Genomic DNA, 15,649 nt, shown 5'->3' on the forward strand with positions numbered 1-15,649 from the left:
GACAGGAGACTTTATGGCGGTCATTTTGATCACCGGCGGAGCACGGTCGGGCAAGAGCAGGCGCGCGGAAATGCGCGCGCGCGCCTTACCCGGGCAGCCGGTCTATGTCGCGACGGCCGAGGCGCTCGATGCCGAAATGGAGGCGCGCATCGCGAGGCATCGCGCGCGCCGCGGAACCGACTGGATCGAACGCGAAGTGCCGCTCGATCTCGTCCCCGCGCTGGTCGCAACCGATGGCGGCGGCGCGCGGCTCGTCGATTGCCTGACGTTGTGGCTCTCCAACCTCATGCATGCGGAGCGCGATTGGGAACGAGAGGTGAGCGAGCTCGTCACCGCCCTGCCCCGCCTTAAGAGCCCCGTCGTCTTCGTGACCAACGAGGTCGGCCTTGGCATCGTGCCTGACAACGCGCTGGCGCGGAGCTTCCGCGACGCCGCCGGGTTCATGAACCAGGCCATCGCGGCCGTTGCCGACGAGGTCGAGTTCGTCGTCGCCGGCCTGCCGATGAAGCTGAAATGATGCCGCGCGACGAATTCTTGCGAGATGTCATCGCCGATCTCAGGACGGCGGCATCGTTCGTGACGATCCTCCCGGTTGCTCCTTCGAAGCCCGCGGCTGACGGCGCCGTCGCGCGCGCGACCTGGGCCCTTCCGGTCGCGGGACTGCTGGTCGGCCTTGCCGGCGCCTTGGTCTACAAGGTCGCCAGCCGGTTCGGTCTGGCACCGAACCTTGCCGCCCTGCTCGCGCTGGCCGCGACCGCCCTCATCACCGGCGCGCTGCACGAGGACGGCCTTGCCGATACCGCCGACGGGCTCGGCGGCGGCCGCACGCGCGAGCGCAAGCTCGAGATCATGCGTGACAGCCGGATCGGCACCTATGGCGTCTGCACGCTGATCCTGTCCTTCGGCCTGCGCTGGAGCGCGCTCGCGGCGATCGCCAATCCGTGGGCAGTCGCGCTCGCGCTGTGCGCTGCGCACACTGCGGCCCGCGCGGGGTTGCCGGCCTTCATGTCGCAGGTCGCGCCTGCACGACCTGACGGCTTGTCGGCGAGCGCCGGATCACCGCCGGGCCGCAGCGTTGCGATCGCATTCGCTGTTGGAACCCTCGCGCTCACGTTCACGCTTGGGCCGGGCAAGGCGCTGGTGAGCCTGATCCTGATCTCCCTCGCCGGCCTGATGCTGGCGCGACTTGCCATCCGCCAGATCGGCGGGCAGACCGGCGACATCCTCGGCGCGTTCGAGCAGACCGGCGAGATCCTGATCCTGCTGGTTGCCGCAGCTGTCCAGATCGGAGGGTGACGCGATGGTCGAGTTCGACGACATTTTTCGCCAGCACTTGCGCGAGCTGTTCGTGTGGCGCCGCGACGTGCGCCGCTTTCGCGCTGATCCGTTGCCTGACGGCGCCATCGATCGCCTGATCGAGACGGCCTGTCTCTCACCCTCGGTCGGCCTCAGCCAGCCCTGGCGCTTTGTCATCGTCGACGAAGCCGCACGGCGTCGCGCCGTGATCGACGACTTCAAAGCGTGCAACGCCGACGCGCTGAATGCCTATGCTGGTGAGCGCGCAGCGCGCTACGCCACGCTGAAACTGTCGGGTCTCGAACAGGCCCCCGGCCACCTCGCCGTGTTCGCGGACAAGGCCAGCGACACCGGTCACGGCCTCGGCCGCGCGACGATGCCGGAGACGACGGAATATTCCGTGGTCGCGGCGATCACCGCGATGTGGCTGGCCGCGCGCGCCGACGACATCGGGCTTGGCTGGGTCTCGATCCTCCATCCGGATCGCATCCACGCCATTCTCGACGTGCCCGACACCTGGAAATTCATCGCCTATCTCTGCATCGGCTATCCCGAGATCGAATGCGACCGGCCCGAGCTGGAACAGGCGAAGTGGGAGCAGCGGCGGGGCGCGGAAGAATTCACGCTGCGGCGTTAATCAGGCCACGCCGGAGATCCGCTGCGAATGAGCAGTCACAAACGCATTTTTTCATCAATTGTGGATGCCGGCTGTTCGGGCTAAAGCATCGGGTTGGGGCAAACCATCATGCAAAGACATCCATGACCGAACGGCCTTCCGCTCTCGCGGTGGATCGCCGCGGGTTCATTCGCCTTGCGGGCACGACCGCCGCGGGCTGGCTGGCGCTCGGCGCGACATCTGATCGCATGCGCGTCGTCGCATCGCTGACCGCATTGCCGCTCGACGACGAACTGACCAGAAGGAGCATGATCGACAGCCCGACCTCCCGCCTGGGTGGCCTCATCGTGGGCTTGAGGCAGCGAGGCTGGGTCGAAGGCGTCAATTTCCGCCTTGAGCTCCGTTCGACCTTCGGCGCGCCGGATAGACTGAAAACCGCGGTTCAGGAATTGCTGGCGCTCAAGCCGGATGTGATCCTGACCGGCTCGACGATCGAAACCGCGGCCGTCCTCGAAGCCACGAAAACCATCCCGATCGTGTTCGCGACCGCCAACGATCCCGTCGGCAACGGCTTCGTCGAAAGCCTTGCCCGTCCCGGCGGCAACGTGACCGGCTTCACCAACAGCACCGCCGAGATGGGTGGCAAATGGCTTCAGCTCATCCGGGAGGCCGTGCCGGATCTTGCGCGCGTCGGCATCCTGTTCAACCCGGCGACCACACCTCGCGGCGGCCGCTTCTTCCTCGATTCCATCGAACAAGAGGCAGCACTGTCCGGCGTGTCCGTGGTCCCCGCCCCCGTCAGCGCGCCGACGGAGATTGACGAAGCCGTCAGACGCTTTACCGAACCGCCCAAGGCCGCGATGATCGCGCTCGTCGACAGCTTTCTGGTGGTCAACCGGCAGGCTATCATCGCGGCAACCGCGAAGCATCGCGTGCCCACGATCTACCCGTTCCATTATTTCATGGATGCGGGCGGGCTGATGAGCTACGGGCCGACCCTCGAAGTGCGCTCGGCCGACTACGTCGATCTCATCCTGCGCGGCACCAAGGCCGGCGATCTGCCGGTGCAATCGCCGCGGAAATATGAGCTCCTGATCAACCGCACGGTCGCCCGCACGCTGGATTTGACGCTCCCATTCACGCTGCTCGCGCGCGCCGACGAGATCCGCGAGTGAACGAGACGATCGACCAGGGAGATTTGCGGCCGCCTGCCGGCCGGCTGTTCCGCAAATACCTCTACTCGATCGTCGCGCTCGCTTTTGCCGCGCTCGCCATCAACACCGGCTTCGACGTCTGGTTCTCCTATCGCGAGCAGAAGCAGCTTCTGGCGGCGACCCAGCGCGAGCAGGCAGCAAGCGCCGCGATCCAGATCGGCCAGTTCATTGGCCAGATCGAAAACCAGATCAGGTGGCTCTCGCGCCTGCCCCCGGAGCTGTCCACGAACGAGGACCAGCGCCTGAACGCCATCCGCCTCCTGCGCCTCTCGCCCGCGATCGCGGAAATCGCCGAGCTCGACGCCCAAGGCCGCGAGCAGGTGCGCGTGTCGCGCCGCGTCGCAGACAGGATCGGCAGCAAGGCCGACCTCTCCGCCTCGCAGGCCTTCCGCGGCGCCAATGAAAGCCGCGCCTATTACGGACCGGTCTACTTCCTCGGTGACACCGAGCCGTTCATGACGCTCGCCACGCGCGGAACCGGTCTCACGCCCGATGTGATTGTCGCCGAGGTCAATCTTCGCTTCATCTGGGACCTCGTCGCCGGGATCAGGGTCGGCAACACCGGCAAGGCCTATGTGGTCGATCGGATGGGGTTGTTGATCGCGCATCCCGATCTGTGGCCGGCGTTGCGTCGCAGCGATCTCTCCGGCCATGCCGACGTCCGCGCCGCGCTCGATGGCATCGGGCCGCCCTCGGGCGGCCTGGTCAAGGAGGATCTGTCCGGTCAACGCGTGCTGTCGACCTATGCGACCGTCCCCTCGCTGGGCTGGCTGGTGTTCGTCGAGCTGCCGCTCACCGAAGCCTTTGCGCCGATCTATGCGTCGATCGGACGCTCGACTTTTCTCCTGGTCATCCTGCTGGCATGTGCGGTGCTGGTCTCTCTCTTTCTGAGCCGGCGCATGACCGTGCCGATCCAGATCCTGACGCAGGGCGCGCGGCGGATCGGCAGCGGCGACCTCGGCCTGCGGCTCGCGATCAAGACCGGTGACGAGCTGGAGGCGCTCGGCGATCAGTTCAACCGGATGGCCGCTCACTTGCGCGAATCCTATGCGACGCTCGAGCGCAAGGTGATCGAGCGCACCTCCGAACTGGAGAAGACCCGCGACCAGGCCCTTGCCGAGCACGATGCCGCCGAGCGCGCGCGCAGCGCGGCGGTCGCGGCCAACGAGACCAAATCGCGCTTTCTCGCGGTCGTCAGCCACGAGCTACGCACGCCGCTGAACGGCGTCATGGGCGTGCTGCAACTGCTCGACGACGGCAGCCTCGGCCAAGCGCAGCGGCGCCACCTCACGACCGCGGCCGCGTCGGGCGAAACGCTGATCGCGCTGGTCGACGGCATCCTCGAATATGCGCGCCTGGAGGCCAGCGCCGAGACTCTGGAGACCCGCGATTTCCGCCTCGATCAACTCATCGAAACGGCCGCCGATCTGATGCGCCCGCAGGCCTCTCACAAGGGCCTCTCCTTCGATCTCGCCTGCGATGCGACGGTCAACACCTCCGTGCACGGCGATCCGGTGCGGCTCAATCGCATCCTGCTCAATCTGATCGGCAACGCGATCAAGTTCACCCCGCGCGGCGGCATCGGCTTGAGCGCGGCCGCCGAGGCACATGACGATCATGTCCTGCTGCGCATCACCGTTCGCGATACCGGCATCGGCATCGCGCCCGACATGCACGAGCGGATTTTCGAGGATTTCGTCCAGGCCGACGACAGCATCGCGCGGCGGTTCGGCGGCACCGGCCTTGGACTGGCGATCGCGCGGCGCCTCACCCGCCTGATGCGCGGCGAGCTCACGGTGGCGAGCACGCCGGGTAAGGGCAGCTCGTTCATGCTTGAGGTACCGCTTGGCCTCGCCACGACCGACATCGCGCAAGGCGCGGTTCAGCCGCCATCGCGGCAGCTTCGCGTGCTGCTGGTCGACGACGACCCCGTCAATTGCGAGGTCGGTGAAGCGATGTTGAAGAGGCTCGGCCACCACGCCACCATCGCCACGAACGGCGCGTCGGCCATCGCACACGCGCGCGACCAGGCGTTCGATGTCATCCTGATGGATCTGCACATGCCCGACATGGACGGCGTCGAGGCGGCATCGCGGATCCGAACGCTCGATCTGCCGACCATGCCGCGCATCATCGCGGTAACCGCCGACATGTCGCGCCGCGCCCGCGAGCGGCTCGCGGGGGCAGGCATTGCCAGGATCGTCAGCAAGCCGATCCTGATCAATGCGCTGCGCGAGGCGATCGAGGACGATGCCCAGAACCAGCCAGCGGCGGCGCAACTCGCCGCAGGCGCGTTGATCGACCGGCATCTCCTCGATGACCAGAAAGAGCTGCTGGGCGCGGCGCAGATCGCAAAACTCCACGACCTGCTGGAACAGACCAGCGAAAAGCTGGTCGAGGACATCGCCAAGGCAGCAGTGATTGGCGATGCCACGCAACTCGCACGCTGCGCGCATCAACTCGGCAGCGGCGCGAGTGCGCTCGGCTTGGTCCGCTTGTTCGAGCGCTGCCGTGAGGTCGAGCTGGCGGCGGTCACGATGTCCACGCCCGAATGCCAGAGTGCCGCCCGCGAGCTCGCCGCGCTTCGAAAGGCCTCGATGAGCGCGCTGGACGATCTGCTCCGGCCGGCCTAAGAGCGTGCGGTCAACTAGACGATCCCCCTCGGTATGACGATGCACGAAATAGAACTCGACGCCAGCAGCTGGAAAACTGTTCAGGATTTTCGACTAGCGCTTAAGATTGCGATAGGGGCGCCAGAATGGCATGGCGACATTGTGGGAGCTTTTCTAGACTCGATTTTTGGAGGCGGGATGAACGCCCTCAAACCTCCCTATGCGATCAAAGTCGTGAACACAGCCAACCTCGTGCCCGAAGTAAAGGAGATGGTCCAGGACTTTTCATCTGCGATTGCGAGAACACGAGCGCGTAGGCTTGCGCGCGTTGGCGATGATGTCGCGGTTCGGCTCGAGATCGAGAACTAGGGAAAGTCTGGTCGTGCGCTCATAGCCCTGCGCCCCGTCAGCGGGTTCGCACACCCGCCTCGTCCTCGCGACCAAAACGCTCGACCAGGAAATCGATGAACAGCCGCACTTTCACCGACAGATGCCGGGTCGGCGGATAGACCGCATAGAGCGCAAGCGGCGGCGCGGAATAATCGTCCAGCACCGTTCGCAGCTTGCCCTTCTTCAAGGCATCGGCGGCGATGAACTCCGGGAGCAGCGCGAGCCCCCTGCCCTTGATCGCGACATCACGCAGCACTTCGGCATTGTTGACGCAGAGCGACCAGGCCGGCTGGATCCAGTGATCGCCATCGGTGCCGGTGAGCTTCCACTGATTGCCCGTAAGCAGGAAGCCGTAGGTCAACGAGGCATGTTCGCGCAGATCCTGCGGATGTTTCGGTGTGCCGTGACGCGCCAGATAATCCGGCGAAGCGCAGATCATGCGCGCCACCGGCATGACTTTTCGCGCGATCAAACTCGACGATTCCAATTCCGCGATGCGCAAGGTCACGTCAAAGCCGTCCTGGACGGGATCGAGCAGGTCGTCGCTGAGCACGAGCTGGAGCTGCAGCTCCGGATATCGCGCCATGAAATCGGCAAGCACCGGCCCGAGCCGCAGGGTGCCGAACGACATCGGCGCGTTGACGCGCAACAGGCCGCGCGGCGCCGACTGGGCTTGCGCCACGGCCTGGTCGGCCGCCTCGATCTCCGACAGGATCACGATCGCGCGCTCAAAATAGCGCTGGCCGTTCTCGGTCGGGCTTGCATGGCGCGTGGTCCGGTTCAGGAGCTGCACGCCGAGGCTCTCTTCGAGGTCGGCGATGTATTTGCTGATCGCCGAGCGTGACAGCCGCAACTGCCGGCCCGCCTCGGCAAAACTGCCGCTTTCGACCACCTTTACGAAGGCCCGGAGGCTGGCGACCTTATCCATGGACTGGCGCCGGCGATTGTTTCCAAATCGTAGACATAGGCGTCATATTTGCATGGATTGTCTCCAATCCAAAGCAGAACGATATTTCCGGTCAGAGCAAGACCGCTCCGCGAGCTTTGGAGGACGACAATGTCTGGACTGCACCACGTCACCGCGATTGCGGGCGACCCCATCAGGAATTTCGGCTTCTACACCCGGGATCTCGGCCTGCGCTTCGTCAAGAAGACGGTCAATTTCGACGATCCCGGCACCTATCACTTCTATTATGGGGACGAGACCGGCCGCCCCGGCACCATCCTGACCTTTTTTCCCTGGGCTGGCGTGCCGGCCGGGCGCCGCGGCGTCGGTGAAACGCACCAGACCGCCTTCCGCGTGCCGCAAGGCTCGCTCGGCTATTGGACGCAGCGCTTCGTCGAGAAGGGCATCGCTTACGAGGCGCTGGAGAAGCGCTTTGGCGAGTCCGTGCTGCCGTTCACAGACCCTGATGGCATGGCGCTCGCGCTCGTCGGTGTCCCCGGCGCCGAGAGCGAGCCCGGCTGGAGCAATGGCGACGTTCCCGCCGAACATGCGATCCGCGGCTTCCACGGCGTGACCTTGCTGCTCGACAGCGCGGCGAAGACGGCTGCCGTCCTCACCGACGTGTTCGGCTTCAAGGAGACGGCGCGCGAAGGCTCGGTGATCCGCTTCAAGGCGTCCGGCGATGTCGAAGGCAGCGTGGTCGACATCTACGAGGCCAAGGGCTTTTTGCGCGGGCACCAGGGCAGCGGCTCCGTGCACCACATCGCTTTCCGCGCGGTCGACGACGCCGAGCAGGGCAAGATGGCGCAAAGGCTCGTGAGCAATCACGGCCTGCACCCGACCGAACAACGGGACCGCAACTACTTCCGCTCGATCTACTTCCGCGAGCCCGGCGGCGTGCTGTTCGAGATCGCGACCGATATCCCCGGCTTCGCCGTCGACGAGCCCGTCGCGACGCTGGGACGCGACCTCAAGCTGCCGAGCTTCCTCGAAGCGCAGCGCAAGCAGATCGAGGCTGTGTTGCCGAATTTGGCAGAGAGCGTGTCATGACCGAGAGTTCATTCGTCCATCGTTTCGAGCCCGCGACCAGCGCGGGCTCCCCTCCACTCCTGCTGCTGCACGGCACCGGTGGCGACGAGAACGATCTGCTCGGGCTCGGCAGGATGATCTCGCCCGGCTCGGCCCTGCTCTCGCCGCGCGGCCGCGTGCTCGAGCACGGCATGCCGCGTTTCTTCCGCCGCCTTGCCGAGGGCGTGTTCGACGAGGACGACGTGCGCCGCCGCGCGCACGAACTCGGCGACTTCGTCGCGGAGGCACGGCATCGATATGGCCTCGCCGCGCCGATCGCGGTCGGCTTCTCCAACGGTGCCAACATCGCGGCCGCGCTGTTGCTGCTGGAGCCGGATGCGCTGGCAGGCGCGATCCTGCTCCGCGCGATGGTGCCGCTGTCGGATCCGCCGAAGGCTGAGCTCGGCGGCAAGCCCGTCCTGCTTCTGTCGGGGCAGGCTGATCCGATCGTTCCGGCGAGCAATTCCGCGAAGCTTGCCTCGCTGTTGTCGGAAGCCGGAGCCCGGGTCGAACACAAGGTCCTGCCGACGGGCCATCAATTGTCGCAAACCGATTTGACGCTCGCCCGCGACTGGATCGGCAAATTCGCCGCCGAAGTCGTCTGAACCCGAAAAGCGGCGCATCGTTTTCGAGCGGTGCGCCGCGGCTTCACTCGAACCAGCCGCGGCGCTTGAACCAGATCAGCGGCAGCACGCCGCTGGCAATGATGGCGAGCCACGCCAGCGGATAGCCGAACGTCCAGTCCAGCTCCGGCATGTGCTTGAAGTTCATGCCCCAGATGCCGACCATGATCGTGGGCGGCACGCCGACGACCGAGACGATGGTCAGGATCTTGAACAGCTCGTTCTGCTGGATGTTGATGAAGCCGAGCACGGCATCGAGCAGAAGCTGGATCTTGTCCGACAATCGCGTCTCGTAATCGCCGAGCGAAGCGACATCCTTGGAGACGGCTTCGAGGCGCTTCTTCGACGCGGCCGTGATCCATTCACCCCCGACATCGCCGGCGAATGAAGCGATGCGGCCAACGCCAAGCAGGACATCGCGCGCCTTGGCGAGCCGATCGGCCAGCTCTCCGATGTTCTCCAGCGCCTCGCGCATCCTGCGGCTGGAGCGGACCGGTCGCTTGGTGCGGACGAGCCCACCTTTGAAGACGCCCCGCGAGAGCCTGTCGACCTTGGCGCCGAGATGCTCAAGGACATCGGCCCCGCGGTCGACCATGGCCTCGACCAGGCTGGCGAACACGCACATGCCGTTCTCCAGGCTGTCATCGGAGCCGATACGCTTGCCGATGTCGTCGAAGATCGGCAGCTGCGCGAAGCGCACCGTCACCAGCACGCGCGGGCCGATGACGAATCCCACCGGCGTGATCTCGGCCTCGTTGTCCTCGTTGAGCCGGACCGCCGGCGAGCTGAGATAGAGCGTGCCGTTGTCGAGGATCAGGCGGCTCGACGCTTCGATCTCGCTGAGCGAATCCTCGGACGGAACGCGGATCCCGAGCAATCGTTCGACGAACTGCTTTTCTTCCGCGGTCGCGTCCAAAAGATCAGCCCAGATGATCTCGGACGGCATCTCCGCGCCGATCTTCTGCCATTCGTCGGATGGCCACCTGTACAGTTTGAGCAAGAACCGAACTCCGCATACCCTCGCGCCGGATCGCACGGCCTGCGGCCATCCTGCGCCGAGCTAACGCATGAGGGTTCCGAACGTTCAAAGTCGGGGGAGCATCGGGCCGGCCAGGCGGGCGCGGCCTTCTTCGATGATGCCATCATGCCAGTGTTTTGCCCGACGCATCAACGGCATCGCCGCAAACCATCTGATCGCGTGACGCGCAAGCCATTGAAATGATTACCCCCGGCTACTGTGCATGGGGTTGTTTTTCAGGTTTTTGTTTGGACCGGTCTCGTGACGATCTCTTCCGTTGGAGAGATCGTCACCGAAATCGCGCAATCGACGCGCGCGACCCTACTCCCACGCCCACGTCGAGAAGTCGTTCTCGTACTGGGGCACGTCCTTCCAGACGCCCTTCAGCTTCTTGTTGGTGATGGTGATCAGCTGCGGCTGGTACAAATAGCCGGAGACCGCGTCGGTGGCCAGCATGCGCTGGGCATCACCGAGAAGCTTGACACGGGCGGCTTCATCCGGCGTCGACACGATCTGCTTGTAGAGCGCGTTGAACGCCGCGTTGTTGTAGCCGAGATAGTAGTCCTGTTCGGTGATCTTGACGAGATCGAACGGCTCGACATGGCTGACGATGGTGAGGTCGAAATTGTGCGGACCATTGCCGGCGAACACCTGCGACAGCCATTGCGCCCATTCGACGTTCTCGATCTTGGCGATGATGCCGACCTTGGCGAGCTGGGCCGCGAGGATCTCGCCGCCCTGCCGCGCATAAGGCGGCGGCGGCAGCTTCAGCGACAGTTCGAGCGGCGTGGTGACACCGGCTTCGGCCAGCAGCTTCTTGGCCTTCTCGGGGTCGTAGGGGTTAATGCCTGTCGTGTCGACATAGCCGAGTGCAGTCGGGACGTAGAAGCTGCCGATCGGCGTGCCGAAACCATCGACCGCGCCGTCGATCATCGCCTTGCGATCGATCGCGGCAAGGATCGCACGGCGGACGCGGACATCGTCGAGCGGCTTCTTGCGGTGGTTGATGGCGACGATGGTCTTGGCGCGGGAGCCGCCGACCAGGACGTTGAAGCGCGGATCGGCCTTGAACTGCGCGATGGTGCGCTGGGCTGAGACGCGCGGAAAAGCATCGACGTCGCCCGACAGCAGCGCGGCCGTCTGCGCCGACGGATCGGAGATGAAGCGGATCGTCACCTTCGACAGCTTGATCGCTGCGGCGTTGCGATAGTCGGCCCATTTGGTCAGAGTCATCGAGGAGCCCTTGGCCCAGGCGCCCAACTGGTAGGGCCCGGTCCCAACCGGCTGCGTGATATTGGTGGCAGCGCTCTTCGGCTCGACGATCGAGCCGCTCGCCTGCCCCAGCAGGAACGGCAGGTTAGGCTCTGAATTCTTCAGGGTGATCACGACCGTGTCGGCATCGGGCGCATCGACCTTCTCGAAGCCCTGGAACAGGCTTTTGTCCTTGTTGGTGCTGGTGGCGACGGCATTGCGCTCGAACGAGAACTTCACGGCGGCCGAGTCGAACGGCTCGCCATTGTGGAATTTGACTCCCTTGCGCAGCTTGAACGTATAGGTCTTCAGATCGGGCGAGGCCGTCCAGCTCTCCGCCAGCAATGGCGAGGTCGAGCCGTCCTCGTTGATCTTGGTCAGCGTCTCGTAGATGTTGTAGAGCGTGACCTCGGCGATCGCGGCGGCGGCCGCGTTGGTGGGATCGAGCCCCGGCGGCTCCAGCGTCATCGCCATGACGACGCTGTCCTTCTTGCTCTGCGCCAGCACCGGCAACGGCGCCACGGCAAGCGTGGCGGCGAATGCGACAATCGATAGTTTCCTGAACATGCGTAACTCCCCGGCCTTCATCTCGTCCCAGCCTACGCCAATTCCGCCCCGGACACTAACCTTCCGCGGGCAACTGCGGCAACGCCATCACGGCTTCCGCCTTGTGGCAGGCGGCCAGATGCGTCTCGCCCACCTTGCGTAGCTCAGGCAGAACCTCGCGGCAATGCTGGTCGGCGAGCGCGCACCGCGAGGCATAGGGGCACCCGGTCGCAGCCGCCGATTGCGAGGCGATCGCCTGGGCCCCGCGCCGGCGCCGGCCGCCGCCGGCGCGCACCCGCGGCACGGCCTCCAGTAGCGCTCGCGTGTAGGGATGGGCGCAGCTCTCGAACAGATCCTCGGGACGGCCCTGCTCGACGATGCGGCCGAGATACATCACCGCGACCTCGTCGCAGAGATAGTCGACGACGGCCAGGTCGTGGCTGATCAGGACGTAACTCAGGCCGAACTGTTCCTGGAGGTCCTGCATCAGGTTCAAGACTTGCGCCTGCACGGAGACGTCGAGCGCGGAGACCGGCTCGTCGGCGACGATCAGCTTCGGCTGGGTGATCAGCGCGCGCGCGATGGCGATGCGCTGGCGCTGGCCGCCGGAGAATTCGTGCGGATATTTCTCCATGTCGGCATCGCGCAGGCCCACCTGCCGCAGCACCGCGGAGACGCGGGCACGAAGCGTCGTGCGATCAATCGCCTCCAACACGGTCAGCGGTTCGGCAACGATGCGCGCGATGGTCTGGCGTGGATCCAGCGATCCGTAGGGATCCTGGAACACCATCTGGAAATCGCGGCGGGCTCGGCGCAGCTCGTCAGCGGAGATGCGGTTGAGGTCGCGGCCGAGCAGCGCGACCTGCCCCGATGTCGGCCGCTCCAGCGCCATCACCACGCGCGCGAAGGTCGACTTGCCGGAGCCGGATTCGCCGACGATACCGAGGCTCTTGCCGGCGTCGACCCGCACGCTGACACCGTTGAGCGCACGCACCTGCCCCGGCGGGCGGAACACGCTTTCGCGCGGCAGCGTGTAGCGCTGCTCGAGATCCTTCACGTCGAGAAGAGGCGCCGTGCTCATACGGTCAGCGCTCCGACGCGTTCGGCCATGGACACGTCGGTCCGGATGCAGCGCACGAAATGGCCGGGTCCGACGTCCACCATCGGTGGAAGTGCGACCCGGCACTGGTCGATCACGAGTGGACACCGGTCGGCGAAGGTGCAACCGGAAGGCAGATCGGCGAGCTCCGGCACCGTGCCGGATATCGTCGTCAGCCGCGTCCCCTTGCGCGCCCCAAGCTTCGGTCGGGCGCGGAACAGGCCCTGCGTGTAGGGATGTCCCATCCGGCGGAACACCTCGTCGGTCGGTCCGCTCTCGATGATCGTGCCGCCGTACATCACCATCATGCGTTGCACGTTCTCGGCGATGACGCCGAGATCGTGCGAGATCAGGATCATGGACATGCCGCGCTCCTCGACGAGATCGGCGATCAGGTCGAGGATCTGGCCCTGGATAGTGACGTCGAGCGCGGTGGTCGGCTCGTCCGCGATCAGAAGGTCCGGCTCGCAGGCGAGCGCCATCGCAATCGTGACGCGCTGACGCTGGCCGCCGGAAAACTGGTGCGGATAGGCGTCGACACGCCTGGCCGGATCAGGCAGCCCGACGCGGTCGAGCAAGGCGATCGCTTCCTTGCGCGCCTGCGATGCCGAATATTTCCTGTGACGCCGCAGCGGCTCGGCGACCTGGTGGCCGATCGTGTGCATCGGATTGAGCGCGGTCATCGGCTCCTGGAAGATCATGCTGATGCGGTTGCCGCGCAGCCGACAATAGTCCGCGTCCGACAATCCAGCGAGTTCGCCGCCATCCAGCTTGATGCTGCCGGTGACGACCGCGCTGTCCGGCAGCAGCCCCATCAGCGACAATGCCGTCAGCGACTTGCCGCAGCCGGATTCGCCGACGAGCCCGAGCGTCTCGCCGCGCTTCAGGGCAAAGCTGACGCCGCGCACGGCCTGCGCCGGCCCGCGGCTGGTATTGAGGCGCACGCCGAGATTTTCGACCTCGATCAACGGCATGGTCGAGCGCTCGCCCATTGTCATCGCTCCCGCGCCAGTCGTGGATCGAGCAGATCGCGCAACCCGTCGCCGAGCAGATTGAGACCGAGCACCGCGATCGCAATCGCGGCGCCCGGATAGACCGCAAGCATCGGCGACTGGAACAGCAGCGTCTGCGCGTCGTTCAGCATCCGCCCCCAGGATGGCTGCGGCGGCTGCGTGCCGAGCCCGAGATAGGACAGCGCGGCTTCGGCAAGAATCGCGAGCGCAAACTGGATCGTCGCCTGCACGATCAGGATCGACAGGATGTTGGGCAGCACGTGCTCGATGGTGATGCGAAATTTGCCCTTCCCCGCCGCGCGCGCGGCCAGCACGAATTCGCGCGCCCAGATCGCGTTGGCCGAGCCGCGCGTCAGCCGGATCAGCGTCGGGATCTGAAAGATGCCGATGGCGACGATCGAGGTCACCATGCCCGGACCGGCCACCGCAGCCAGCATGATCGCGGAGAGCACGGCCGGAAAGGCGAAGGTGAAATCGGAGAAGCGCATGATGATCTCTTCGGTCCAGCCGCGCTTGGCCGACGCGATCAGGCCCAGACAGACGCCAAAGGTGAGGCCGATGCTGACCGCGATGATGCCGACCATGATGGTGGAGCGGGCGCCGGCGAGCAGCAGCGAGACGATGTCGCGGCCGAAGACGTCGGTGCCGAGCCAGTGCGCGGCCGAGGGGGGCCGGAGCTTTGACGCGATGTCGATCTCATAAGGCGACCAGGGCGTCCACAGCAGCGACAGCAGCGCCGAGGCGAGAACCAGCAGGCTCAGCGCGCCGCCGAGCACGAAGCTGCGATGATGCAGCGCGCGGCGCCAGAAGGTCCGGGCCGGCAGAGGGCGCGCGATGGCCGGCGCATCGACGAGGGTGGTCAGCGGCGCGCTCACAGGTCGTGAACCTTGATGCGGGGATCGACGAAGGCATAGAGCACGTCGACCACGAAATTGACGATGACGACCATAGTCGCGAGCAGCATCACGCAGTTGCGCACCACGATGAGGTCGCGGTTGGCGATCGACTGAAAAATCAGGCGGCCGAGGCCCGGCAGATAGAACACGTTCTCGATCACGATGGTGCCGGCGAGCAGATTGGCGAATTGCAGGCCCATCACCGTCATCACGGGGATCATGGCGTTGCGCAGCACGTGACGCCACAGCACCTCGCGCTTGCCGAGGCCCTTTGCGCGCGCCGTGCGGACGAAGTCTTCACGCAGCACTTCCAGCACGGCCGAGCGCGTGACGCGTGCGAGGATCGCGGCCTGCACCACCGCGAGCGACACCGCCGGCAGCAGCAGCGACTTGATTCCGAGCCAGATGCCGTCCTCCCAACCGGGGAAACCGCCCGCGGACAGCCATTGCAGCCGCACCGAAAACAACAGCACCAGCAGGATCGCGAACCAGAAATTCGGCAGCGCGATGCCCACCTGCGTCAGCGACATCACGCCGACGTCGCCGAGCTTGTTGTGGTTGGCGGCGGTGTAGATGCCGGCCGACAGCGCCAGCGTCACGGTGATCAGCATGGACATCATCGCGAGCGGAATGGTCAGCACCAGCCGCTCCGCAATCAGGCTTGCGACCGGCGTGCCGTAGACATAGGAATTGCCGAGATCGCCGACGAGCAGCCCCTTGATCCACTGCAGATAGCGAACCGCCAGCGGCTGGTCGAGCCCGAGCTTGACGGTGAGCGCACGCACCGCGTCGGCCGAGGCATCGGCGCCCATTAGCATCTGCGCGGCGTTGCCCGGGAGAGCATCCAACACCAGGAAAATGATCACGGACGCGCCGACCAGGGTCGCCAGCAAGGTCAGCAGACGTCGGAGGACAAATACGCTCATGCGCTCACGAGCTCCGACGTGGGGGGGGGGGGGGGGGGCCCCCCCCCCCCCGGCGGCGGGGGGGGGGGGGCCGGGGGGGGCAAAAAAGTAAATTGGGCCCGGGGTTAAGGGGGCGATAGCTGCCCCGACAACAGT

General features: G+C 65.6%; 15 protein-coding genes. 8 read left to right on the top strand and 7 right to left on the bottom strand.

What is annotated here, in order from left to right:
* The first annotated feature begins 13 nt into the window (after positions 1-13).
* The 6 genes from cobU (at position 14) to AC0L2J_RS06710 (ending at position 6,107) form a co-directional block, all read left to right on the top strand.
* A complete protein-coding gene (gene cobU / locus AC0L2J_RS06685) occupies positions 14-517 on the top strand; it encodes a bifunctional adenosylcobinamide kinase/adenosylcobinamide-phosphate guanylyltransferase (protein ID WP_473388009.1) in 504 nt (167 codons plus the stop codon).
* Positions 514-1,296: an adenosylcobinamide-GDP ribazoletransferase gene (cobS, locus tag AC0L2J_RS06690; RefSeq protein ID WP_473388011.1), complete on the top strand. Its 783-nt coding sequence runs from the start codon at positions 514-516 to the stop codon at positions 1,294-1,296. The genes cobU and cobS overlap by 4 nt, the downstream gene beginning before the upstream one ends.
* 4 nt (positions 1,297-1,300) lie before the next feature.
* Positions 1,301-1,933 (top strand): 5,6-dimethylbenzimidazole synthase, encoded by a 633-nt coding sequence (gene bluB, locus AC0L2J_RS06695; RefSeq protein WP_473388012.1) that lies wholly within the window; start codon positions 1,301-1,303, stop codon positions 1,931-1,933.
* Between the two features lie 122 nt (positions 1,934-2,055).
* A complete protein-coding gene (locus tag AC0L2J_RS06700; RefSeq protein ID WP_473388014.1) occupies positions 2,056-3,087 on the top strand; it encodes an ABC transporter substrate-binding protein in 1,032 nt (343 codons plus the stop codon).
* Entirely contained in the window at positions 3,084-5,759 is a 2,676-nt protein-coding gene (locus tag AC0L2J_RS06705; RefSeq protein WP_473388017.1) for a hybrid sensor histidine kinase/response regulator, read from the top strand. Before AC0L2J_RS06700 ends, AC0L2J_RS06705 begins: the two co-directional genes overlap by 4 nt.
* Before the next feature lie 33 nt (positions 5,760-5,792).
* Complete coding sequence (locus AC0L2J_RS06710) at positions 5,793-6,107, top strand: barstar family protein (protein ID WP_473388020.1); 315 nt, start codon at positions 5,793-5,795, stop codon at positions 6,105-6,107.
* Between the two features lie 37 nt (positions 6,108-6,144).
* Here AC0L2J_RS06710 and AC0L2J_RS06715 read toward each other — a convergent pair whose 3' ends face one another.
* Complete coding sequence (locus AC0L2J_RS06715; RefSeq protein WP_473388022.1) at positions 6,145-7,056, bottom strand: LysR family transcriptional regulator; 912 nt, start codon at positions 7,054-7,056, stop codon at positions 6,145-6,147.
* A gap of 129 nt (positions 7,057-7,185) precedes the next feature.
* On the opposite strand from AC0L2J_RS06715, the gene AC0L2J_RS06720 reads away from it, so the two are divergent.
* Complete coding sequence (locus AC0L2J_RS06720) at positions 7,186-8,124, top strand: ring-cleaving dioxygenase (RefSeq protein ID WP_473388024.1); 939 nt, start codon at positions 7,186-7,188, stop codon at positions 8,122-8,124.
* Positions 8,121-8,747, top strand: a complete 627-nt coding sequence (locus tag AC0L2J_RS06725; protein WP_473388027.1) for an alpha/beta hydrolase — start codon at positions 8,121-8,123, stop codon at positions 8,745-8,747. Before AC0L2J_RS06720 ends, AC0L2J_RS06725 begins: the two co-directional genes overlap by 4 nt.
* Positions 8,748-8,790: 43 nt before the next feature.
* Here AC0L2J_RS06725 and AC0L2J_RS06730 read toward each other — a convergent pair whose 3' ends face one another.
* From AC0L2J_RS06730 to AC0L2J_RS06755, 6 genes are all read right to left on the bottom strand, one after another.
* The gene (locus AC0L2J_RS06730) at positions 8,791-9,765 is read right to left on the bottom strand and encodes a magnesium transporter CorA family protein (RefSeq protein ID WP_007608479.1); all 975 of its coding nucleotides are present in this window, start codon (positions 9,763-9,765) and stop codon (positions 8,791-8,793) included.
* 339 nt (positions 9,766-10,104) lie between these two features.
* Positions 10,105-11,601 (bottom strand): ABC transporter substrate-binding protein, encoded by a 1,497-nt coding sequence (locus AC0L2J_RS06735; RefSeq protein WP_473388030.1) that lies wholly within the window; start codon positions 11,599-11,601, stop codon positions 10,105-10,107.
* Positions 11,602-11,656: 55 nt separating this feature from the next.
* Complete coding sequence (locus AC0L2J_RS06740; protein ID WP_473388033.1) at positions 11,657-12,661, bottom strand: ABC transporter ATP-binding protein; 1,005 nt, start codon at positions 12,659-12,661, stop codon at positions 11,657-11,659.
* Complete coding sequence (locus tag AC0L2J_RS06745; RefSeq protein ID WP_473388036.1) at positions 12,658-13,671, bottom strand: ABC transporter ATP-binding protein; 1,014 nt, start codon at positions 13,669-13,671, stop codon at positions 12,658-12,660. The genes AC0L2J_RS06740 and AC0L2J_RS06745 overlap by 4 nt, the downstream gene beginning before the upstream one ends.
* Before the next feature lie 2 nt (positions 13,672-13,673).
* A complete protein-coding gene (locus tag AC0L2J_RS06750) occupies positions 13,674-14,567 on the bottom strand; it encodes an ABC transporter permease (protein WP_473388038.1) in 894 nt (297 codons plus the stop codon).
* A complete protein-coding gene (locus tag AC0L2J_RS06755; RefSeq protein WP_063992992.1) occupies positions 14,564-15,514 on the bottom strand; it encodes an ABC transporter permease in 951 nt (316 codons plus the stop codon). The genes AC0L2J_RS06750 and AC0L2J_RS06755 overlap by 4 nt, the downstream gene beginning before the upstream one ends.
* Between the last annotated feature and the right edge of the window lie 135 nt (positions 15,515-15,649).

Source organism: Bradyrhizobium sp. MV1.5 (assembly GCF_055807615.1).

Coding starts and splice junctions, on each gene's coding strand:
- AC0L2J_RS06745 (WP_473388036.1), bottom strand. CDS start 13,671: ATGGGCGAGCGCTCGACCATGCCGTTGATCGAGGTCGAAAATCTCGGC.
- AC0L2J_RS06755 (WP_063992992.1), bottom strand. CDS start 15,514: ATGAGCGTATTTGTCCTCCGACGTCTGCTGACCTTGCTGGCGACCCTG.
- AC0L2J_RS06700 (WP_473388014.1), top strand. CDS start 2,056: ATGACCGAACGGCCTTCCGCTCTCGCGGTGGATCGCCGCGGGTTCATT.
- AC0L2J_RS06720 (WP_473388024.1), top strand. CDS start 7,186: ATGTCTGGACTGCACCACGTCACCGCGATTGCGGGCGACCCCATCAGG.
- AC0L2J_RS06740 (WP_473388033.1), bottom strand. CDS start 12,661: ATGAGCACGGCGCCTCTTCTCGACGTGAAGGATCTCGAGCAGCGCTAC.
- AC0L2J_RS06710 (WP_473388020.1), top strand. CDS start 5,793: ATGACGATGCACGAAATAGAACTCGACGCCAGCAGCTGGAAAACTGTT.
- cobS (WP_473388011.1), top strand. CDS start 514: ATGATGCCGCGCGACGAATTCTTGCGAGATGTCATCGCCGATCTCAGG.
- cobU (WP_473388009.1), top strand. CDS start 14: ATGGCGGTCATTTTGATCACCGGCGGAGCACGGTCGGGCAAGAGCAGG.
- AC0L2J_RS06715 (WP_473388022.1), bottom strand. CDS start 7,056: ATGGATAAGGTCGCCAGCCTCCGGGCCTTCGTAAAGGTGGTCGAAAGC.
- bluB (WP_473388012.1), top strand. CDS start 1,301: ATGGTCGAGTTCGACGACATTTTTCGCCAGCACTTGCGCGAGCTGTTC.
- AC0L2J_RS06735 (WP_473388030.1), bottom strand. CDS start 11,601: ATGTTCAGGAAACTATCGATTGTCGCATTCGCCGCCACGCTTGCCGTG.
- AC0L2J_RS06725 (WP_473388027.1), top strand. CDS start 8,121: ATGACCGAGAGTTCATTCGTCCATCGTTTCGAGCCCGCGACCAGCGCG.